Genomic DNA, 20254 nt, shown 5'->3' on the forward strand with positions numbered 1-20254 from the left:
GATTACTCATCACGGTGGGGTGCAGGCATGTCGACGGGGACGAGCAGGAGACGCGCGGGTGGTGCGGTCGCGTTGGTGGTGATCGGCGCGCTCGCGCTCGCCGCCTGCACGTCGGGACGGACCGAGCCGGGGGAGCCTCCGCCGGCGGACCCGCACGCGCCGCCCTCGACGATGTTCGCGACCGTCGACATCCCGTACCACTCCACGGTGGCCACGGACAGCAACGGTGATCTGTGGCCCTCCGCCTGGGCTGACGACGGCTACCTCTACACCGCCAACGGCGACGGTCGTGGGTTCTCGACCGCGGCCTTCGCCGACATCGTCGTCAACCGGGTGGACGGCACGCCCGAGACCGAGCTCACGGGCATGCGGCTGGCGGCCGGAGCCACCGTGGCGCCGGTGTGGTCCGACCCGGATCTCTACAACCGCAAGCCCACCGGGATGGTCGCGGTCGACGGCGACGGCAACGGGCGGGACGAGCTCTACCTCGCGGTGCAGGACCTGCGGATGGCGCCGTCGGAGCACGCGTTCAACGACGCGCCGGCAGCCACGATCGTGCGCTCGGACGACTACGGGCGCACCTGGACCTGGCCCGAGCAGCCGATGTTCTCCGACCACACCTTCACCACCGTCACCTTCCTCGACCTGGGCCAGAGCAACGGGCTCGCGAATCTCGTCGAGCCCGGTGGCGAGGACTTCGTCTACGCCTACGGCATGGACAACAACTGGCGCGACTCGTTCTCCGACGTCGTGCCCGACCCGGTCGACCTCTACCTGGCACGCGTGCCCGCCGCCTCGATCCAGGACCGCTCCGCGTGGGAGTTCTTCGCGGGAGCCGAGGGTGAGGTGGCGACCTGGTCGGCCGCGATCGAGGACCGCGTCGCCGTGCTCCACGACGAGCGCCGCGTCTACCCCGACCTGGTCGTCGAGGGACCACGGGACTCGACCGTGATCTCCCAGGGCGGCGTCGTCTACGACGCCCCGATCGACCGCTACCTCTACACCTCGTGGACCGAGTTCACCTGGGAGCTGTACGAGTCCCCGACCCCGTGGGGGCCGTGGACGCTGTTCGGGCGCCAGGACTTCGGGCCCTACCCCTGGTACGGCGCCGAGAACGAGGCCGGGTGGGTGAACGGCGGCTACGCCGTCACCACCCCGTCCAAGTTCATCTCCGCGGACGGCCTGCAGCTGTGGGCGCAGGCCAACTGGTTCGTGGGGGCCGCCGAGCCGGACGAGGTCACCACCTATCACTTCGCGCTGCGACCGATCACGCTGACCCTGCGAGATCCGGACGCGCCGACGTTCGAGGCCGAGCCCGGGACCGACCTGACCGATCCGGCGTCGGGCAGCGGCGCCGTCGTGCTCGACGTGCACGCCCGCTACGGCAACATCGCGGCACTCATCGACGACGACCCGGCCACGGCCGTCTCGTCCTGGAACGGGACCGCGAAGCTGCGCGACGAGTGGGGCGTCGAGTTCCCGCAGCCGGTGACGATCGACGAGGTCGTGCTGACACCCGGCCCCGCACCCGAGGACGGTGGCTGGTTCGAGGGCGCTCCCGTGATCGAGGTCCGTCTCGACGGCGTGTGGCAGGTCCTGGAGGACGTCACGATCTCGCCGGGCTACCCCGGCGACGCCGGTGCGGCGGACGCCTCCGAGTACCGGTTCGAGCTCCCCGAGGTCGTGGTCGACGGCGTCCGGGTCGCGGGCGTCCCCGGAGGTTCCGGCAGCTACACCACGGTCGCGGAGCTCGAGGTCCTCGCCGCGGGATGACGGCGGCACGATTCGCCACGCGGGCGCCGGCGGTGGCAGGCTGGCCCGCGGCAGCGAGGACGAGGATGCGAGGGGACGGCGTGCAGGTCTGGCACGGAATCGAGGAGGTCCCCGCCGAGCTGCGCGCGAGCGTCGCGACGATCGGGAACTTCGACGGCGTCCACCTCGGGCACCGCGCGGTGCTCGGCGTCACGATCGCTGCCGCTCGCGCCGTCACGGCCAGCGCCGTGGCGGTGACCTTCGACCCGCACCCGGCGGCCGTGCACCGCCCCGACGACTGCCCCGTGCTGCTGTCCGGCCTCGAGGACAGGCTGGAGCTGCTGGCCGAGGCCGGGCTCGACGCCGTGCTCGTGATCCGGTACGACCTGGCGTTCGCGGCGCTGACCCCCCGCGAGTTCGTGTCGCGGTACCTGGTCGAGGCGCTCAAGGTGCGCGGGGTCGTCGTGGGCGAGGACATCCGGTTCGGCCTGGACAACTCCGGCGACCGGGAGACCATGCGGGCGCTGGGGCAGGAGCTCGGGTTCGCGGTCGACGTCGTCCACGACATCGAGGCCGCCGGGACGCGGCGCCGCTGGTCCTCGACCTGGGTCCGCGAGCTGCTCGCGGCGGGCGACGTGGAGCAGGCCGAGGCGGTCCTCGGGCGCCCGCACCGGATGCGGGGCGTCGTCGTGCACGGCGAGGCCCGCGGTCGCGAGCTGGGGTTCCCGACGGCGAACCTCGCCCCGAGCTCGACGGGCACCATCCCCGCCGACGGCGTGTACGCGGGGTGGCTGTGGCGCCGCCGCGGGGAGCCGGACGCCCAGCGGCTGCCCGCCGCGATCTCGGTGGGGACCAACCCGACCTTCGACGGCGAGGTGCGTCAGGTCGAAGCCCACGTGCTCGGGCGCACCGATCTCGACCTGTACGACGAGGAGGTCGTCGTCGAGTTCACCCACCGCCTGCGGCCGACGCTGAGGTTCGACGGGATCGAGCCGTTGATCGTGCAGATGCACGAGGACGTCGCCCGGGCGGCTGACCTCCTCGACGTGCCGCGCCCGCTGGTGTGAGCGACGGCGGCGTCGTCCTGCGCCGCTGCGACGGCGACCGGGTGCGCAGCGATCACGCGCTGCGCGAGCGCATCGCCGCGGTCTACACCACGGTGTTCGGCGAACCGCCGTACGAGGAGCCGCCCGACCGCGGTCCCCGGTGGGCGCACGGCCCGCTGGTCCGGCACGCGGCGCTGCCCGGGTTCGAGCTGGTCTGCGCCGAGCGGGCGGGAGCGTTGCTCGGGTTTGCCTACGGGGCGATCGGACGCGACGACAGCTGGTTCGCCGGGTACATCCGCGAACGAGCACCGCGCGAGGTCGCCGAGGCGTGGCTGGGCGGGCACGGGGAGCTGGCCGAGCTCGCTGTGGACCCGCAGGAGCGGGGCAGGGGTGTGGGCGGAGCGCTCCATGACGCCGTGGTCGAGCACCTCGAGCAGCTGGGCACGGGCCGCGTGATCCTCGTCACCCAGCGGGCTGCCACCGCCGCCCGGGCGCTCTATGCCGCACGGGGCTGGCGAGACCTCGCCGAGCTCGCGCCGGGCAGCGTGCTCATGGGGCTGCGATTCACCAAGGGTGACGCCGGCTGATACCCTGAGGGCTGCCGTTAGATCGGCCGCGGTCTTGTCATGCCCGGGTGAACCAGCCCCGGCGCTCCGCGCAACGACTCTCTGAAGGAGACCCAGTGGCCCTGGACACAGCCGTCAAGCAGCAGATCATCGCCGAGTACGCCACGACCCCGGGCGACACCGGTTCTCCCGAGGTCCAGATCGCGCTGCTCAGCCGGCGCATCAAGGACCTCACGGAGCACTTCAAGGAGCACAAGCACGACCACCACAGCCGTCGTGGTCTGCTGCTCCTGGTCGGCCAGCGTCGCCGTCTTCTCGGCTACCTGCGCGACATCGACATCGAGCGCTACCGCTCGCTCATCGAGCGGCTCGGCCTGCGCCGATAGCGCTCCCGCCGGCTCGGACCCTCCCGGGTCCGGGCCGGTTCTGATGTGCCTCCCGTGAGGCACAGCATCTCCACAACACGAATACACACCACTGCTCGCCGGACTCGCGGTCCTCGGTAGTGGCTCCCGGAGCGGCTTCGGCTGGATCCGTGGGCCTCGATCGATGACCACGTGCAGCCGGGGGCCGAACATGAAGGAGGGTTCCCTATGGAGGGTCCCGAGATCCAGTTCGCCGAGGCCGTCATCGACAACGGCAGCTTCGGCACACGCACCGTCCGCTTCGAGACCGGTCGGCTGGCCAAGCAGGCCGGCGGCGCGGTCGCCGTCTACCTCGACGAGGAGACGATGGTGCTGTCGACCACCACGGCGGGCAAGCACCCCCGTGAGGGCTACGACTTCTTCCCGCTGACGGTCGACGTCGAAGAGCGCCAGTACGCCGCGGGCAAGATCCCCGGCTCGTTCTTCCGCCGCGAGGGCCGCCCCTCGACCGAGGCCATCCTCGCCTGCCGCCTGATCGACCGCCCGCTGCGCCCGCTGTTCGTCAAGGGCCTGCGCAACGAGGTCCAGGTCGTCGAGACCGTGCTCTCGATCCACCCCGACGACGCGTACGACGTCGTGGCCATCAATGGCGCCTCGATCTCCACGCAGATCTCCGGCCTGCCGTTCTCCGGCCCGGTCGGTGCGGTTCGCATCGCGCTGATCGACGGCCAGTGGGTCGCGTTCCCGCGCTACTCCGAGCTCGAGCGCGCCGTCTTCTCGATGGTCGTGGCCGGTCGCATCGTCACCAACGAGGCCGGTGAGGCAGATGTCGCGATCGCGATGATCGAGGCCGAGGCCACCGACAACGCCTGGACCCTCATCCAGGACGGCGCCGGTGCCCCGACCGAGGACGTCGTGGCTGATGGCCTCGAGGCCGCCAAGGGCCCGATCCGGATCCTCGCCGAGGCCCAGATCGACCTGGCGGGCCGCGTCGCCAAGCCCACGCAGGAGTTCCCGCTGTTCCCGGACTACGCTGGCGACGCCTACGCCGCCGTCGAGTCCGAGGTCACGGCCGCTCTCGAGGAGGCGCTGAGCATCGCGAGCAAGCAGGACCGCGAGAACCGTCTCGACGAGATCAAGGACGCCATGATCGGCGCCCTGCAGGCCGGCTTCGACGGCCGTGAGAAGGAGCTCCACGCCGCCTACCGCAGCGTGCAGAAGCAGCTCATCCGCCGCCGGATCATCACCGACGGCTTCCGTATCGACGGCCGCGGCCTGCGGGACATCCGCACCCTGTCCGCCGAGGTCGAGGTGCTGCCCCGCGTGCACGGCTCGGCGCTGTTCGAGCGCGGCGAGACCCAGATCATGGGTGTCACCACGCTGAACATGCTCAAGATGGAGCAGCAGCTCGACACCCTGTCGCCCCAGACGCGCAAGCGCTACATGCACAACTACAACTTCCCGCCGTACTCGACCGGTGAGACCGGTCGTGTGGGCTCGCCCAAGCGCCGCGAGATCGGCCACGGGGCGCTCGCCGAGCGCGCGATCATGCCTGTGCTGCCCTCGCGCGAGGAGTTCCCCTACGCGATCCGTCAGGTCAGCGAGGCGCTCGGCTCGAACGGGTCGACCTCGATGGGCTCGGTCTGCGCCTCGACGCTGTCGCTGCTGAACGCGGGTGTGCCGCTGCGCGCACCGGTCGCCGGCATCGCGATGGGTCTGGTCAGCGAGAGCATCGACGGCGAGACCAAGTACGCCGCCCTCACCGACATCCTCGGTGCGGAGGACGCGTTCGGCGACATGGACTTCAAGGTCGCCGGTACCCGGGAGTTCGTCACCGCGATCCAGCTCGACACCAAGCTGGAGGGCATCCCCGCCTCGGTCCTCGCCTCGGCGCTGACCCAGGCCAAGGAGGCCCGTCTCCACATCCTCGACGTCATGGCTGAGGCCATCGAGGTCCCGGACGAGATGGCCCCGACGGCGCCCCGCGTCATCACGGTCAAGGTCCCGGTCGACAAGATCGGCGAGGTCATCGGCCCCAAGGGGAAGATGATCAACCAGATCCAGGACGACACCGGCGCCGACATCTCGATCGAGGACGACGGCACCGTGTTCATCGGCGCGACCGATGGCCCGTCGGCCGAGGCTGCGCGGCAGGCGATCAACGCGATCGCCAACCCGCACATGCCGGAGATCGGCGAGCGTTTCGTCGGCACCGTCGTCAAGACGACGTCGTTCGGCGCGTTCATCTCGCTCTCCCCGGGCAAGGACGGTCTGCTGCACATCAGCCAGGTCCGCCGTCTGGTCGGTGGCAAGCGGATCGAGGCCGTCGAGGACGTGCTCAGCGTGGGCCAGAAGGTCCAGGTCGAGCTCGCCGAGATCGACCCGCGCGGCAAGCTCTCCCTGCACGCCGTGGTCGCCGAGGACGACGCAGCCGAGGCTGCGGCCTCCGACCAGGGTTCCGAGACGTCTGTCGACGCCTGATCTGCTCACCACATGTCTGAGCTGATCCTCGGACCGGCCGGCACGCCGGGTACCGAGCTGACGGTGGAGACCGGAGCAGGCGCACACGTGCGCCGCTCCGTGCTCCCCGGCGGCATCCGAGTGCTGACCGAGGCCATGCCCGGTCAGCACTCGGCCAGCATCGGGGCGTGGCTGGGCGTCGGCTCTCGCGACGAGAGCGACGGCCACCACGGCTCGACGCACTTCCTCGAGCACCTGCTGTTCAAGGGCACGCCGACGCGTTCGGCGATGGCGATCGCGTCGGCCTTCGACGCCGTCGGTGGTGAGGCCAACGCCGCCACCGGCAAGGAGCACACCTGCTACTACGCGCGTGTGCTCGACGCCGATCTGCCGATGGCCACCGATGTCATCCTCGACATGGTGACCTCGTCGCTGCTCGACGCCGAGGAGTTCGAGAGCGAGCGGGGGGTCATCCTCGAAGAGATCGCCATGAACGAGGACGACCCGACCGACGTCGCGCACGAGCGCTTCGCGGCGGCCGTCTTCGGCGACCACCCGCTCGGACGCCCGATCGGCGGCACGCCGGCGACCATCGAGGCCGTGCCGCGCGATGCGGTGCTCGACCACTACCGCCGCACCTACAACCCCAGCGAGCTGGTGATCACCGCCGCCGGTGGTGTCGACCACGACGTGCTGTGCGACCAGGTGCTCGCGGCCGTGGAGGCCGGTGGCTGGCCGATGCCGGATGCCGCCGGACCTGCGCAGCGCCGCCACCCGGGCGACGTGACCTCGATGCCCACCCGCGGCTCCGCCGTCACCGTGTCCCGCCCCACCGAGCAGGCGAACGTGCTTCTCGGCGGCCTGGGCCTGGTGGCCGGCGACGATCGGCGGTTCGGGCTCACGGTGCTCAACGCCATCCTCGGCGGATCGATGAGCTCACGACTGTTCCAGGAGGTGCGCGAGCGCCGCGGGCTGGCCTACTCGGTCTACTCCTTCTCCTCGGGCTACGCCGACGCCGGGCTGTTCGGCCTGTACGCGGGCTGCGCCCCCGGCAAGGTCGCGGACGTCGTCGAGATCCTGATCGAGCAGCTCGAGCTGCTGGCGTCCGAGCCCGCCGACGCCGAGGAGCTGCAGCGCGGCATCGGTCAGGTGTGCGGTGGCCTGGTGCTCGGTCTCGAGGACTCGAGCTCACGCATGTCGCGGCTGGGCCGGGCCGAGCTCACGCTCGGCGAGTTCAGCACCGTGGAGGAGAACCTCGAGCGCATCCAGGCGGTCACCGCCGAGGACGTTCGTGCGCTGGCCGCCGAGCTCGCCTCCCAGCCGCGCCACCTCGTCGTCGTCGGTCCCTACGAGGACGACGTCGCGGCTCGGCTGCTCCCGAACCTCACCTGAGCGGCGCTGCCGCCGCGGTGGGCTCAGCCCGCCGGGCGGTGACGCAGGATCGCCGTCGTCAGCGCCTCGATCGGGGCGCGCTCGGAGAGCGGGTTGGCGAGCAGGGTGAGGTCGACGTCGCCGAGCGCCGGGAGATGGGGACCGGCGGCGAGCACCTGCAGGTCGTTCGGCACCAGCGAACCGGGGAAGGGCGCGATGCCCAGACCCGCGCGGATCGCGGCGAGCACCCCGTTCACCTCGAGGACCTTGCACGTGATCCGCCAGGTGCGGCCGGCCTCGGCGAGCACACGTGTGGCCGTGAGCCGGCTGAGCGAGGGCGCCGAGTAGGCGACCAGCGGTATCGGTTCGTCGGGCGCCAGCCGGGTCCCGGGGATGGCGACCCAGACCAGCGGGTCGCGACGCACCAGGGTGCCGGTGGTCGCACCCGGCGCCTCCTTGACGAACACCAGGTCGAGATGGTTCGCGTCGAGGCGGCGGCGCAGCATCGACGTCTGCCCCACGGTCAGCTCCAGCTGGATCGAGGGGTGCAGCTGCCGGAACGCTCTCAGCACGCCCGGGAGCTGGGCCAGTGCGAGGTCGTCAGCGGCACCGAACCGCAGCCGCCCGGTCATCGTGGGGGAGGCGAAGTAGGCGTCCGCCTCCTCGTGCGCAGCCAGGATCGCGCGCGCAAAACCGGCCATCGCCTCGCCGTGGTCGGTCAGCTGGACCGAGTGGGTGTCGCGGGTCAGCAACGGCCGGCCCGCGGCCTGCTCGAGCCGTTTGATCTGCTGGCTCACGCTCGGCTGACTGACCCCCAGCAGGTGCGCGGCACGGGTGAAGCTCAGGGTCGAGGTGACGGCGAGGAAGGTGCGCAGGTGCTGCGGCTCGAACACGACGCCACCCCTCTGAGACGCTCATCACAGTACGTAATCGCAACTATAGGGCGGATAAGTTCGATCGAGATCACCGTGCTGGGTAACCTCGAGTATCGAAACGATACGACCCGAGACCCCAGGAACCTGTGACCCTCGCCGCACCCCGCCCGCACGCCCGCCTCACCGCACTCTCCTCCGCGCCACGGCGTGGCCTCCTCCGCACGTTCCCCGCGCTGCGTGAGTCGAACTACCGCCTCTACGTCGCCTCACAGCTGCTGACCAACCCGGCCGGGTGGATGCAGCGGATCGCCCAGGACTGGCTGATCCTTCAGCTCTCCGGGAACGTCGCACTCGTCGGGCTCACGGTCACCCTGCAGCTCGGGCCGATGCTGCTGTTCGGGCTGTGGGGCGGTGTGCTCGCCGACCGGTACAGCAAGCGCGCGATCCTCATGATCACGCAGTCGATCTTCGCGGCCTCGGCTCTGGTGCTCGGCGTGCTCGTCGTCACCGGCCTGGTGCAGCCCTGGCACATCCTGGTCAGCGCGCTGCTGCTCGGGCTGGCCACGGTTCCCGACAACCCCGCCCGGCAGTCGTTCGTGGTCGAGGTCGCCGGCGGTGAGAACCTGCGCAACGCGATCAGCCTCAACTCGACCGTGTTCCAGCTGGGCGCGCTCACCGGCCCGGCGATCGCGGGTGTCAGCATCGCCGCGTTCGGCGAGGGCCCCTCGTTCCTGGTGAACGCGGCGGCCGGTGTGGTGGCGGTGCTGCTGCTCGCGAAGATGAACCCGACGACGCTGTCGGCACCGCCGCGCGTCTCGCGTGAACCGGGCCAGCTGCGGGCCGGCCTGCAGCACGTCGGCGAGCGACCCGAGATCCTCTGGACCGTGGTGCTCGTCGGGATGGTCGCGCTGACCGGCATCAATCTCGCGACCGTGCTATCGGCCTACGCCGACAGCGTGTTCGCCTCGGGCGCCGGTGGCTACGGCCTGCTCAGCGCCGCGGTGGCGATGGGTGCCGTGATCGGCTCGGTCGCCTCCGCCCGCCGTGTCCGCGTGGGCCTTCGCCAGCTGGTGTATCTGGCCATGGCGCTCGGGCTGCTGCAGGTGATCGCCGCGCTGATGCCCACCGAGGCGCTGTTCGTGCCGGTGCTCGTGGCGGTCGGCGCGGTGTCGCTCTACTACCTGACGGGTGGCAACACCCTGATCCAGACCACCGTCGCACCGTCGATGCGCGGTCGGGTGATGGCGGTCTACATCATGGTGTTCTTCGGGGCTCAGGCGGTCGCGGGCTCGCTGATCGGCTTCGTGGCCGATCACGCGGGCGCGCAGACGGCGATGGTCGTGACCGGGCTCGGACCGCTGCTCGGTGCCGCCGTCGTGGGCACGATCCTGGCGCACCGCCGCGGGCTCCGACCGAGGCTGATCCTGCACGACCGCCCCGGTCGCGGGTTCGTGTACGTGCGGCCGCGCGACCTGCACCGCGCCGCCTGACCTGGCCCTCGGAGTGGTGTGCACCACAGTGCGGCCGTGAAGCGGCCCCGGCTGATCGTCAGGTTCAGCGCACGTTGTTAATGTTCCCGCCGTGACGTCGTCCCCGAACCAGCCGCAGCGCCCCATCGCACCGCTCGGTCATCTGATCTTCTTCTCGCGGTGGCTCCAGGCCCCGCTCTATCTCGGCCTGATCGTCGCGCAGCTCGTCTACGTGTGGCAGTTCATGGTCGAGCTCTGGCACCTGATCCACGAGGTGATCCTGCATCCCGGTGAGATGAACGAGGCCAGCACGATGTTGGCCGTCCTCGGGCTGGTCGACGTCGTGATGATCTCGAACCTGCTGATCATGGTGATCGTGGGTGGGTACGAGACCTTCGTGTCGCGGCTGCGGATCGACGGTCACCCGGACCAACCCGAGTGGCTGAGTCACGTCAACGCCAATGTCCTGAAGACGAAGCTGGCGATGAGCATCATCGGCATCTCCTCGATCCACCTGCTCCGCACGTTCATCGCCTCGGGTCAGGAGATCGAGGGCATCCCGTCGCCCACGGAGAGCGACATGCTCTGGCAGACGGTCATCCATCTGGCGTTCATCGTCTCCGCGATGGCTCTGGCCTGGATCGACCGGATGTCGCTGACTGCGCACCAGCGCGCCGCGCGCGCAGGGTCGGAGACCGAGGACGCGAGGGCTGCGAAGGACCCGGCGGCGTTCTGAGCTGACGACCGGATGGGCTGACCAGCAGGGTCGACTCAGTCGATCAGGGCATCGAGCCCGACCGTGAGCCCGGGCCGCTCGACCACGCGCCGCGTCGCGAGCAGCACCCCGGGCATGAAGGAGGACCGGTCGAAGGAGTCGGTCCGGATCGTCAGCAGCTCACCGGGGTTGCCGAGGAGGATCTCCTCGTGCGCCACGAGGCCGCGCAGCCGCACCGCGTGGACCGGGACGCCGTCGACATCGGCGCCGCGGGCACCCTCGAGGCCGGACGACGTGGCATCCGGTGCCGGATCGAGTCCGGCCTCGCGCCGTGCGGCGGCGATCGCCCGCGCCGTGTGCACCGCCGTGCCGGAGGGTGCGTCGACCTTGTCCGGGTGGTGGAGCTCGACGACCTCGACGCTCTCGAACCAGCGCGCGGCCTGAGCGGCGAACCGCATCGCGAGCACGGCCGACAGGGCGAAGTTCGGGGCGATCACGACGCCGAGCGGGGTACCGGCCAGACGATCGCGCACCCGCTGCAACGCAGCCTCGTCCCACCCTGTGGTGCCGACGACGGCGTGCACACCGGCGCCGATCAGCGCGTTCACGTTCGCCTCAGCCGCATCCGGGACGGTGAAGTCGATGCCGGTGTCCGCCACCCCGCGCAACGACGAGATGTCGTCACCGACGTCCAGGCGCGACACCAGCTCCAGGTCCGTCGCGGCCTCCACGGCCTCGCACACGGTCCGCCCCATGCGCCCGCCGGCGCCGATCACCGCGACTCTCAGGCCCGCCACGAGGTCAGCCGGGCTCGTCGGTGCGCGCCGCGGCAGCGGCCCGCAGCCGCTCCTCCTCGGCGACGACCTTGGCGTGCGTCTCGCGCTCAGCCACCAGCCACGGCGGCGGGTCCTGCCGCAGCGCGTTGATCTGCTCGGTGGTCAGCGCCTCCTCGACCCCGCCACGGGCGAGACCGGAGATCGAGATCCCCAGCCGGCCCGCGACGACGGGCCGCGGGTGCGGCCCGTTGCGGCGGAGCTCGGTCAACCACTCCGGCGGGTTCTGCTGCAGCTCGGCCAGGTGCTCCCGCGTGATGCCTCCGGCACGGAACTCCTCCGGCGTCGCCGGCAGGTGCACGCCGAGCTTCTTGGCAGCGGTGGCCGGCTTCATCGCGTGCGGCGAGGGCTCTGTGGTCATGGGACCAGGGTAGGACCGCGCGATCGCACGCTCGCGCATACGCTGGCCCGGTGGAGCTGCCCGGATCTGCTGACGGCGACGCCGAGGGCCTCGATCCCGGCTTCCGGCTCGGGTTCGTGCCCGGGGTCACCCCGGCGAAGTGGGCACGGGTGTGGCGAGACCGTCACCGTGACGTCCCCTTGCTGCTCGTCCAGGTCGAGGCCGCCGATGCCGAGCATGAGCTCCTCGCGGGCCGTCTCGACGCCGTGCTGCTGCGACCGCCGGTCGATCGCGACCTCCTCCACGCGATCGTGCTCTACGAGGAGGAGTCCGTCGTCGTGGTCTCGCGTGACCACGTGCTGGCCGCCCTGGACGACGACGAGGTCGTCGACGGCACGGATCTGGCGGACGAGGTGCTGCTGCGGCCTGCGGACGACGTGGTGCCCTGGGCCGGCACGCCCGGTGCGCAGGCGGGCGCGCCCGCGGCGCCCGGGCGAGCGCCGCGCGAGGTGCCACCCACCACGGGAGACGCGATCGCCCTGGTCGCCGCAGGCGTGGGGGTGACCGTGGTGCCGCGATCGCTGGCGCGGCTGCACCACCGCAGGGACGTGACGGCCAGGGCCCTGGCGGACGCGCCGACCTCACCCGTCGCGCTCGCGTGGTCGATCGAGCGTGCCGACGACCGCACCGAGGATCTCGTCGGGATCGTGCGTGGCCGCACGGTCAACAGCTCGCGGGGCCGTCCGCAGCCGGCTCCCGCGTCGCCGAAGCAGCCGGCCGCCGAGCGCCGCGCCGCCCGCGGAACGGGCAAGCGCGGCGCCAAGCCGCAGGGACGCGCGGGCAGGAGACGCCGATGACGCGTCGCCGCGGCGCCGCCTGACTCACCTACGCGGCCAGCCACGCCCCCGCGTCGGCGGTGACGGCCTCCATCGCGGCCAGGTAGGCCGCCGGGCCGAGGCTGATCCGCGCGGCACCGGCCTGGGCGAGCGCGCGTGCCTGCTCCCTCGTGGAGACCATGACGTTCACCGGGAGCGGGCTCCCTGCGACCACGTCGGCGACGAGACCGGCGTCGAGCAGTCCTGGCACGAAGAACCCGTCCGCCCCGGCGTCCGCATAGGCACGAGCACGCTCGACGGCGTCGCTCACCAGCCCTGCGTGCTCACCGTGGTCCGACGTCAGGAAGACGTCGGTGCGAGCGTTGACGAACAGCCGGCTCTGGGCGGCGCGGCTCACCGCGGCGAACCGCTCGGCCTGCTCGGCCCTCTCGCGCACGCCGTCGACCGTGCCGTCCTCGATGTTGATGCCCGCGACGCCGGTCTCGACGACGGCTCGCACGACATCCGGCAGGTCGGCCACGTCGTCGGCGTAGCCGCGCTCGAGGTCGATCGAGACCGGCACCTCGACGGCCGCGACCAGGCGGCGGGCGAGGTCCAGCACCGAGGCCAGGTCCAGCTGCTCGCCGTCCTCGGCACCGGCCGCAGCCGCGACCGCCCAGCTGCTCGTGGCCACAGCGGCGGCACCCGACCGGGCCACCGCGACCGCCGAGCCGACGTCCCAGCAGTTGACCAGCACGATCGGGTCGTCCGAACGGTGCAGGAGCGCAGCAGATCGGCGGAACGGGTGTCGGGACGGGACATGGATGAGCTCCTCGGGTGCTGGATGGGCTGTGCCGCCTCAGCCTGACCGGCGGTTGCGAACCCGTCCACAATTCGGCTCCTCCCTTATCCTCGGCTCATCCTGGAGACGCTGAGCCTGCCGCCCCAGACCGCCCTGCGGGCCCGGTTCGCCACCTCGCCGCTGTGGGAGGCCGCCGCGGCGTTGCGGGTGCTCGCCCAGGGGTCCCACGCCTTCCACGCGGTATGGCTCGCCGAGACGCGGGCGGCGCTGGCCGACGCGCGCCTCACGCTGCGCACGCTCGACCTGCTCGTGCCGCCCACCGGTCACATGGCCGATCTGCTCACGCCCGCGCCGACCGGCCGGGTCGGGGTGCACGACGCCGAGCTGGAGCGGATCCGCGCCACCCCGCTCGAGGACGTCGTCGCGGACCTGCGGCACCTGGCCTCGTCCACCCGCTCTCCCGAGCGTCGTCGCGCCCTGGCCGCGTTCGCCGAGGATCCTGCGGCGCTGCTGGTGTCGGCGACCGAGGAGCTCTCACGGTTCTGGGACCTGCGCCTGGCGCGCTCGTGGCCGAGGCTGCAGGCGCTCGCCGATGCCGACATCGCCCACCGCGGCGCCCGCGCCGCCGATCTGGGGCTCGCGCGCTCGCTGTCGGAGCTGCACCCGCGGCTGCAGGTCGACGGCGACACGGTGACGCTCCGCACGGCCTGCCTCGACGAGCCGCTGGCGGCGGCTCCGACCGAGCTGGTCCTGGTGCCCAGCGCCTTCACGTGGCCGGACCCGCTCGTCCTCAACCACCACGCGCACCCGCTCACGGTGGCCTATGCGCCGCGGGGGATCGGCACGCTCTGGCAGTCGGCCCGCGAGAGCGACGGGCTGGCCGAGCTCACCGGCGGCACCCGGGCGCAGGCCCTGCGGCTCCTCGACATCCCGATGACGACCTCCGACCTGGCCGAGCAGCTCGCGCTGACGCCGCCCACGGTCAACGAGCACCTGCGGATCCTCGCGCGCGCAGGAACGGTGAGCGCCAGCCGCCAGGGCCGTCGGGTCTACTACGCGCGCACCCCGCTGGGCGAGGGGCTCGTCGCCAGGTCGCTCGGGGGCTGACCGAGCCGGCGATCCCTCAGAGGCTCGCGCGCCAGGCCTCTTCGGTCACCTCGGTGCCGAGCACGTCGACGGTCCGCACCAGGCCGGTCGGCGCCATACCGGCACCCTGGAGGAACGCCGCGCGACCCTCGTCGCCGGTGACCGACCAGGTGCGGATCGCCGCAGCGCCGGTCTGTCGCAGCACGTCGGCGCACGCCGCGAGCAACCGGGAGCCGTGGCCGTCCGAGCGGCGTGCCGGGCTCACCTCCAGCGCCACGACCTCGCCCGTGGCCTCCTCGTCGGCAGCCGGGGCCAGCGCCGCGAACCCGACCACGACCGGACCCGCACAGGCGGTGAACAGCCGGTGCTTCGCCGTCGGCGGGTCGGCCAGGGCTGCGCGCCAGGAGGCCTCGATGGCTACGACGTCGAGCGAGGCGAGCGCCTCAGCGGGCCACAGCGTCGCGTACGAGGAGCGCCAGGCGGCCACCTGGATCGCCGCCCACGCGCGGGCGTCCTCCTCCAGGCCGGGACGGACGCTGACGTCGGCGGTCAGACCGTGGCTGTGACTCACCCCGCCACCCTATGAGGTGGAGCGGTCGCGCGATCCTCCACGTGCTGCTGCGCACGATCGGCCTCCGAACCGGTAGCGTGGGGCGTCATGGTCCACCCGTCCCGCAGCTTCGGCTCGGTCTCGGTGGCGATGGTCACGCCGATGCTTCCCGATGGCTCGGTCGACCTCGTCAGCGCGCGCCGACTCGCCACCCACCTCGTCGCCTCGGGCTGTGACGCCCTCGTGGTCAACGGCACCACCGGTGAGTCGCCCACGACCCACACGCCCGAGAAGGACGAGCTGATCACCGCCGTCGTCGACGAGGTCGGCGACCGAGCGATGATCATCGCGGGTGCAGGCTCCAACGACACGGCGCACGCGGTGCGGATCGCCCAGGCCGCCCACCGCGCCGGCGCCCACGGCCTGCTCGTGGTCAGCCCGTACTACAACCGCCCCTCGCAGGAGGGCGTGTTCCGCCACACCCTCGCGATCGTCGAGAGCACACCGTTGCCGGTGATGCTCTACGACATCCCCGGGCGGACCGGCGTCGCGTTCGGCGACGAGACGCTCGACCGGCTCGCGGAGCACCCGCAGGTCAAGGCCGTCAAGGACGCCACCGGAGACGTCGCCCAGGGGTTCGACCGGATGCGTCGCACCGGGCTGGAGTTCTACTCCGGCGACGACTCGCTCAACCTGGCCTGGCTCGTGCACGGCGCCTCCGGCGTCGTGTCCGTGGTCGGCCACCTCCTCGCCGGCTCCTACGTCGCGATGGTCGCCGCCGTCGACGCCGGTGAGCTCGAGACCGCACGTGACATCTCCGCCACCCTGGCACCCGTCTGCGACGCCCTCATGGGCGGCGGACAGGGCGCCGTCATGGCCAAGGCAGCCCTGGCGCTGCAGGGCCACATCGACCACCCGACCGTGCGATCTCCGCTGGTCGAAGCCAATCACGCCGAGCTCACCGACCTGCGCACCGCGATGGTCCTGCACGGCCTGCTCAAGGACAACGAACGATGAGTCATCCCCATCCCGATCTCGGGACCCCGCCGCCGCTGGCCAAGGGCGCCCTGCGCGTCGTGCCGCTCGGCGGTCTCGGCGAGGTCGGCCGCAACATGACCGTGGTCGAGCACGCCGGCCGGCTGCTGATCATCGACTGCGGTGTGCTGTTCCCCGAGGACAACCAGCCCGGCGTCGACCTGATCCTCCCGGACTTCAGCTACATCGCCGACCGGCTCGACAAGGTCGATGCCATCGTGCTCACCCACGGGCACGAGGACCACATCGGAGCCGTGCCCTACCTGCTGCGGCTGCGCCCCGACATCCCGCTCGTGGGCTCCAAGCTCACGCTGGCGTTCCTCGAGTCGAAGATGAAGGAGCACCGCATCACGCCCGTGCTCCGCGAGGTGCGCGAGGGCCAGCGGGCCACCTACGGCGCGTTCGACTGCGAGTTCATCGCGGTCAACCACTCGATCCCGGACGCGCTCGCGGTCTTCGTCCGCACGCCTGCCGGGACGATCCTCGCCACCGGCGACTTCAAGATGGATCAGCTGCCGCTCGACGGCCGTATCACCGACCTGCGCGCCTTCGCCCGCCTCGGCGAGGAGGGCGTGGACCTGTTCCTCGTCGACTCCACCAACGCCGAGGTGCCCGGCTTCACCGTCTCCGAGCGGGAGATCGGGCCCGTGCTGGACCGGGTGTTCACGCAGGCCACCGGCCGGCTCGTGGTCGCCTCCTTCGCCTCGCACGTGCACCGGGTGCAACAGGTGCTGGACGCCGCAGCCGTGCACGGTCGCCGGGTCGCCCTGGTGGGCCGCTCGATGGTGAAGAACATGACGATCGCCGAGAACCTCGGCTACCTGCACCCGCCCGAGGGCGTGCTGATCGACCTCAAGAAGGTCGACGACCTGCCCGACGACCGCGTGGTCCTCATGAGCACGGGCTCGCAGGGCGAGCCGATGGCCGTGCTCTCGCGCATCGCGAACCGTGACCACAAGGTCTCGGTGGGCCCCGGTGACACCGTGGTGCTCGCGTCCTCGCTGATCCCCGGCAACGAGAACGCCGTGTTCCGGGTGATCAACGGGCTGATGCGTCTCGGCGCGAAGGTGGTGCACCAGAGCAACGCTCGCGTGCACGTCTCCGGTCACGCCTCGGCCGGTGAGCTCCTGTACTGCTACAACATCGTGCGCCCGCGCAACGTGATGCCGGTGCACGGCGAGGTGCGCCACCTGGTCGCCAACGGTGCCCTGGCGGTGCAGACCGGGGTGCCCGCCGAGCGGGTCGTGCTCGCCGAGGACGGCGTCGTCGTCGACCTCGTCGATGGCAAGGCGCGCATCGCCGGTGCCGTGCCCTGCGGCTACGTGTACGTCGACGGGTCCTCGGTCGGAGGCGTCACCGAGGCCGAGCTCAAGGATCGCCGGATCCTCTCCGAGGAGGGGTTCATCTCGATCTTCGCGGTCGTCGACTCCCAGTCCGGCAAGCTGGTCGCCGGCCCGCAGCTTCACGCGCGCGGCGTCGCGGAGGACGAGGCCCGGCTCGCCGAGGTTGTCCCGCTGATCCAGAAGGCGCTCGACGAGGCGACCGCGGGAGGCAGCTACGACACGCACCAGCTGCAGCAGGCGATCCGCCGGACCGTCGGCCGCTGGGCGTCCTCCCGACTGCGCCGTCGACCGATGATCATCCCGGTGGTCGTCCAGGCCTGACCGTTCAGCGGTAGACGCGGAACCAGTCGAACTGCGCGCTGAGCGGCGGCTGATCCGGCCGGTCGGCCAGGTCCTGCGCGATCAGGCCGACCGGGGGCTGCGGTCCGGCCGGGAGGGTTCGCGTGCCGTGCCAGACCCAGTGCACGCCGTCCATGCTGATCGCGGCGCGGTAGAGGTGCTCGCCGTTCTCGGCCACGGTGTGCTGCAGCCGCAGCCACATCGTGTCCCGGCTGGGGCCCAGCGCCGCGTGACCGTAGGCGACCGAGCCGGCGCTGTCGGTCTCCCGCGCGAAGGCGACGAAGCGCCGCGACTCGCGGGTCGTGTAGGCCAGCTCGACCCACTCGTCGTCGTCGGTGTACGCGATCAGTCCGGCCTGCGGCCAGCCGTAGGGGATGGCGTCCCCGAACGGAATCGTCACCCGGGTCTCGGCCGTCCAGGTCCCTTCCGGCATCTCGCGCAGCAGCAGCGAGGGCAGGGTCGGGGCCTGCGGGCGCCGGTTGATCAGCGTCGATCGCTGGATCTCGAACGCGAGCGCGCCGTCACCGGCAGCGGCTGCGGGGTCGCGCAGCCAGGTCCATCCCGAGGACAGGCCGTCGTCGAACTCGTCGGAGTAGGCCGGGTCGAGGTCTCCCACGACAGGGTCGGCGACCCGCTCGGTGACCGGGGTGAACAGCCGGGCGACCGTCACGTCGTCGACGTCGGCACCAGCGGCATCGGCGAACAGCGTCACCCGCCCCGAGCGCACACCGTTGGGGATGCGTAGGGAGACCTCGGCCACCGGGTCGTACTGGCCGGACTCGGACACGGCCGCCTCGAGCCGCCCGCCGGAGGTGGTCACCTCGACCTCGTGCCAGGTCTCGTAGCTGAAGCTCGACGGCAGCGACGCGACGGCCGGGCGGCCCCCGTGCCCGGGCAGGCCCGAGACGACGAGCTGTCCCGCCGCGCGGTCGATGGACACGTTCAGGCGGTGAGGGCCGTGCGCCGGGAGGGAGATGCCGACCGTTCCGCCCTCTCCGGCGGCCAGGCGCACGAGGGCGCGGACGCGGAGATCGCCCGTGACCGACACGGTCGAGACCAGCGGCGCGTCGGAGTCGGCGTGCGCGTAGCCTCCGGTCACGCCCTGGCGGTGCTCCCAGCCCGCCGCGGGCTCCCAGGCAGCGAGGCCGTTCTCGAACGCGTCGGTGATGAACGCGTCGTTGTTCGGTCCGGGCGTCGGGCCCGACGGCATTCCCTGGCCGGCGTTCCCGATCGGCCACCCGTCGATCCAGTCGAGCCTGGTCAGCGCGAGGCCGCGCGCGTTCTCGGTGCCGGCGACATACGGATCGAATCGGTCGGTCGCGTGGCTGACGATCCAGTCCTGGCCCGACAGATCGGTGGCGATCGCGTTGTGGCCGGTGCTGACGAACTCGTTGCCGTTCGGTGCCAGCACGGGAGTGCCACCACCCTGCGGACCGTTCAGCGAGTGGCCGTCACGATCGACGAAGGGGCCCGTGGGCTCGGTCGAGCGGCCCACCATGATCGGGTAGCCGGACGCGGGACCGGCGCAGCAACCGCCGATCACGGACAGGAACAGGTAGTAGTAGCCGTCGCGGTGGACCACGTACGGCGCCTCGTAGCGATGGGCGTCGGTGAGCTGCACGGGGTCTCCCTCGGCGCGCAGGCCGTCCGCGGACAGCTCGACGACCCGCACGCCGCCCTGGACGGAGCCGTAGTACAGATAGCGCCTGCCGTCCGGCGTCGTCACCAGCTCCGGGTCGATGTTGTTGCGGATCTCGGTGACGCCCGGGCGGACCTCCCAGGTCTCGTTGCCGACGACGACCTCGCCGGTGTCGGTCCACGGTCCTGCGGGATGGTCGGCGGTCGCTGCGGCCACGGTGCGCCAGGGCGTGCCGGGTGCCTCCACGACGTAGGAGTAGTAGAGGACGTAGCGGCCGTCGAGGTAGGCGATCTCCGGAGCCCAGAGCTGCCGGTTCGCGTCGGCGGGCTTGCCGTCGTAGGTCGGGATGCTCTCGGGGGTGAACACCGGCCCGACCCACTCCCAGCTCACCAGGTCGGGCGAGCGGCTGATCATCATGTTCTGCTTGTCGTCGCCCTCGTAGCGGCGGCCGTTGGTCGCGTACGCGTACCAGTAGCCGTCGTGCCCGCGGATGATGGTGGGATCGGCGAAGTTGCGGGTGAAGCCGGCGGAGACGGGGTTCGTGTAGGTGCTCATGGGCTCCTGAGGTGTCCTCTCCCGAGGCGTCGCGTGGCCGGGGCTGGACGCCAGCACGCCGGCCAGGACGGCCAGGACGACTCCCATGGTGAGACGTCGTCGCATGTCATGACCCCCGAGATCTCGTCGTCCTTGATCGATCGCAGCGTGCATCCGTACGGTTCGGCCTGGGCGTCCCGACGCCCGGTGCACGTCGCGCGTGCGGGCACCTCGTGCACGTCTGGCACCATCGATGAGCCGGTCGTAGCGGCTGCGCCACCGGCAACCAGGTTGGGTGGCGTGCATCAACGGGTCAAGA

At 71.6% G+C, this 20254-nt stretch carries 18 protein-coding genes; 12 read left to right on the plus strand and 6 right to left on the minus strand.

The features are described from left to right. The first annotated feature begins 27 nt into the window (after nucleotides 1-27). The 6 genes from GPA04_RS00415 (at nucleotide 28) to GPA04_RS00440 (ending at nucleotide 7581) form a co-directional block, all read left to right on the plus strand. On the plus strand, nucleotides 28-1773 hold the full coding sequence (locus GPA04_RS00415; protein ID WP_156221233.1) for a discoidin domain-containing protein: 1746 nt from the start codon (nucleotides 28-30) through the stop codon (nucleotides 1771-1773). A 65-nt stretch (nucleotides 1774-1838) separates the two neighbouring features. Then, a complete protein-coding gene (locus tag GPA04_RS00420; RefSeq protein WP_156221235.1) occupies nucleotides 1839-2819 on the plus strand; it encodes a bifunctional riboflavin kinase/FAD synthetase in 981 nt (326 codons plus the stop codon). Next, on the plus strand, nucleotides 2816-3385 hold the full coding sequence (locus tag GPA04_RS00425; protein WP_194238916.1) for a GNAT family N-acetyltransferase: 570 nt from the start codon (nucleotides 2816-2818) through the stop codon (nucleotides 3383-3385). The genes GPA04_RS00420 and GPA04_RS00425 overlap by 4 nt, the downstream gene beginning before the upstream one ends. 95 nt (nucleotides 3386-3480) lie before the next feature. Further along, the gene (gene rpsO / locus GPA04_RS00430; RefSeq protein ID WP_156221237.1) at nucleotides 3481-3750 is read left to right on the plus strand and encodes a 30S ribosomal protein S15; all 270 of its coding nucleotides are present in this window, start codon (nucleotides 3481-3483) and stop codon (nucleotides 3748-3750) included. Between the two features lie 207 nt (nucleotides 3751-3957). Next, nucleotides 3958-6210, plus strand: a complete 2253-nt coding sequence (locus GPA04_RS00435) for a polyribonucleotide nucleotidyltransferase (protein WP_156221239.1) — start codon at nucleotides 3958-3960, stop codon at nucleotides 6208-6210. A 12-nt stretch (nucleotides 6211-6222) separates the two neighbouring features. Then, nucleotides 6223-7581 (plus strand): M16 family metallopeptidase, encoded by a 1359-nt coding sequence (locus GPA04_RS00440; RefSeq protein ID WP_156221241.1) that lies wholly within the window; start codon nucleotides 6223-6225, stop codon nucleotides 7579-7581. Between the two features lie 23 nt (nucleotides 7582-7604). Here the strand turns inward: GPA04_RS00440 and GPA04_RS00445 are convergent, their stop codons facing one another. Next, complete coding sequence (locus GPA04_RS00445; protein WP_156221243.1) at nucleotides 7605-8453, minus strand: LysR substrate-binding domain-containing protein; 849 nt, start codon at nucleotides 8451-8453, stop codon at nucleotides 7605-7607. Nucleotides 8454-8581: 128 nt separating this feature from the next. Here GPA04_RS00445 and GPA04_RS00450 point away from each other — a divergent pair, with 128 nt between their 5' ends. Both GPA04_RS00450 and GPA04_RS00455 read left to right on the plus strand, forming a co-directional pair. Further along, the gene (locus GPA04_RS00450; protein WP_156221245.1) at nucleotides 8582-9925 is read left to right on the plus strand and encodes an MFS transporter; all 1344 of its coding nucleotides are present in this window, start codon (nucleotides 8582-8584) and stop codon (nucleotides 9923-9925) included. Between the two features lie 91 nt (nucleotides 9926-10016). Then, nucleotides 10017-10640 carry a TIGR00645 family protein gene (locus GPA04_RS00455; RefSeq protein WP_156221247.1) on the plus strand — a complete coding sequence of 208 codons (624 nt, stop codon included), beginning with the start codon at nucleotides 10017-10019 and terminating at the stop codon, nucleotides 10638-10640. Between the two features lie 35 nt (nucleotides 10641-10675). On the opposite strand, the gene dapB is transcribed toward GPA04_RS00455, so the two are convergent. After that, the gene (gene dapB, locus GPA04_RS00460; RefSeq protein ID WP_206674070.1) at nucleotides 10676-11416 is read right to left on the minus strand and encodes a 4-hydroxy-tetrahydrodipicolinate reductase; all 741 of its coding nucleotides are present in this window, start codon (nucleotides 11414-11416) and stop codon (nucleotides 10676-10678) included. Nucleotides 11417-11420: 4 nt separating this feature from the next. Then, on the minus strand, nucleotides 11421-11813 hold the full coding sequence (locus tag GPA04_RS00465; RefSeq protein WP_156221249.1) for a DUF5997 family protein: 393 nt from the start codon (nucleotides 11811-11813) through the stop codon (nucleotides 11421-11423). Between the two features lie 50 nt (nucleotides 11814-11863). On the opposite strand from GPA04_RS00465, the gene GPA04_RS00470 reads away from it, so the two are divergent. Continuing rightward, nucleotides 11864-12649: a LysR substrate-binding domain-containing protein gene (locus GPA04_RS00470; protein WP_241680503.1), complete on the plus strand. Its 786-nt coding sequence runs from the start codon at nucleotides 11864-11866 to the stop codon at nucleotides 12647-12649. A gap of 28 nt (nucleotides 12650-12677) precedes the next feature. Here GPA04_RS00470 and GPA04_RS00475 read toward each other — a convergent pair whose 3' ends face one another. Beyond that, a complete protein-coding gene (locus GPA04_RS00475; RefSeq protein ID WP_206674071.1) occupies nucleotides 12678-13364 on the minus strand; it encodes an isocitrate lyase/PEP mutase family protein in 687 nt (228 codons plus the stop codon). Nucleotides 13365-13616: 252 nt separating this feature from the next. On the opposite strand from GPA04_RS00475, the gene GPA04_RS00480 reads away from it, so the two are divergent. Continuing rightward, nucleotides 13617-14516, plus strand: coding sequence for a DUF5937 family protein (locus GPA04_RS00480; RefSeq protein WP_156221253.1), 900 nt, complete (start codon nucleotides 13617-13619; stop codon nucleotides 14514-14516). 16 nt (nucleotides 14517-14532) lie between these two features. On the opposite strand, the gene GPA04_RS00485 is transcribed toward GPA04_RS00480, so the two are convergent. After that, the gene (locus GPA04_RS00485; RefSeq protein WP_241680504.1) at nucleotides 14533-15066 is read right to left on the minus strand and encodes a GNAT family N-acetyltransferase; all 534 of its coding nucleotides are present in this window, start codon (nucleotides 15064-15066) and stop codon (nucleotides 14533-14535) included. An 87-nt stretch (nucleotides 15067-15153) separates the two neighbouring features. Between GPA04_RS00485 and dapA the strand changes: the two genes are divergently transcribed. Continuing rightward, on the plus strand, nucleotides 15154-16062 hold the full coding sequence (gene dapA, locus GPA04_RS00490) for a 4-hydroxy-tetrahydrodipicolinate synthase (RefSeq protein WP_156221255.1): 909 nt from the start codon (nucleotides 15154-15156) through the stop codon (nucleotides 16060-16062). After that, a complete protein-coding gene (locus GPA04_RS00495; RefSeq protein WP_156221258.1) occupies nucleotides 16059-17744 on the plus strand; it encodes a ribonuclease J in 1686 nt (561 codons plus the stop codon). The genes dapA and GPA04_RS00495 overlap by 4 nt, the downstream gene beginning before the upstream one ends. 4 nt (nucleotides 17745-17748) lie before the next feature. On the opposite strand, the gene GPA04_RS00500 is transcribed toward GPA04_RS00495, so the two are convergent. Next, entirely contained in the window at nucleotides 17749-19956 is a 2208-nt protein-coding gene (locus GPA04_RS00500) for a family 43 glycosylhydrolase (RefSeq protein ID WP_162458480.1), read from the minus strand. Nucleotides 19957-20254: the final 298 nt, after the last annotated feature.

It is taken from the genome of Pseudactinotalea suaedae (assembly GCF_009733815.1).
In the GTDB taxonomy this organism is placed as follows: Bacteria; Actinomycetota; Actinomycetes; order Actinomycetales; family Beutenbergiaceae; genus Pseudactinotalea; species Pseudactinotalea suaedae.

What these genes read in the sequence shown, in the direction of transcription:
- GPA04_RS00415 (WP_156221233.1), top strand. Translation starts at nt 28, where the DNA reads ATGTCGACGGGGACGAGCAGGAGACGCGCGGGTGGTGCGGTCGCGTTG.
- GPA04_RS00420 (WP_156221235.1), top strand. Translation starts at nt 1,839, where the DNA reads ATGCGAGGGGACGGCGTGCAGGTCTGGCACGGAATCGAGGAGGTCCCC.
- GPA04_RS00435 (WP_156221239.1), top strand. Translation starts at nt 3,958, where the DNA reads ATGGAGGGTCCCGAGATCCAGTTCGCCGAGGCCGTCATCGACAACGGC.
- GPA04_RS00440 (WP_156221241.1), top strand. Translation starts at nt 6,223, where the DNA reads ATGTCTGAGCTGATCCTCGGACCGGCCGGCACGCCGGGTACCGAGCTG.
- GPA04_RS00465 (WP_156221249.1), bottom strand. Translation starts at nt 11,813, where the DNA reads ATGACCACAGAGCCCTCGCCGCACGCGATGAAGCCGGCCACCGCTGCC.
- dapA (WP_156221255.1), top strand. Translation starts at nt 15,154, where the DNA reads ATGGTCCACCCGTCCCGCAGCTTCGGCTCGGTCTCGGTGGCGATGGTC.
- GPA04_RS00495 (WP_156221258.1), top strand. Translation starts at nt 16,059, where the DNA reads ATGAGTCATCCCCATCCCGATCTCGGGACCCCGCCGCCGCTGGCCAAG.
- GPA04_RS00500 (WP_162458480.1), bottom strand. Translation starts at nt 19,956, where the DNA reads ATGAGCACCTACACGAACCCCGTCTCCGCCGGCTTCACCCGCAACTTC.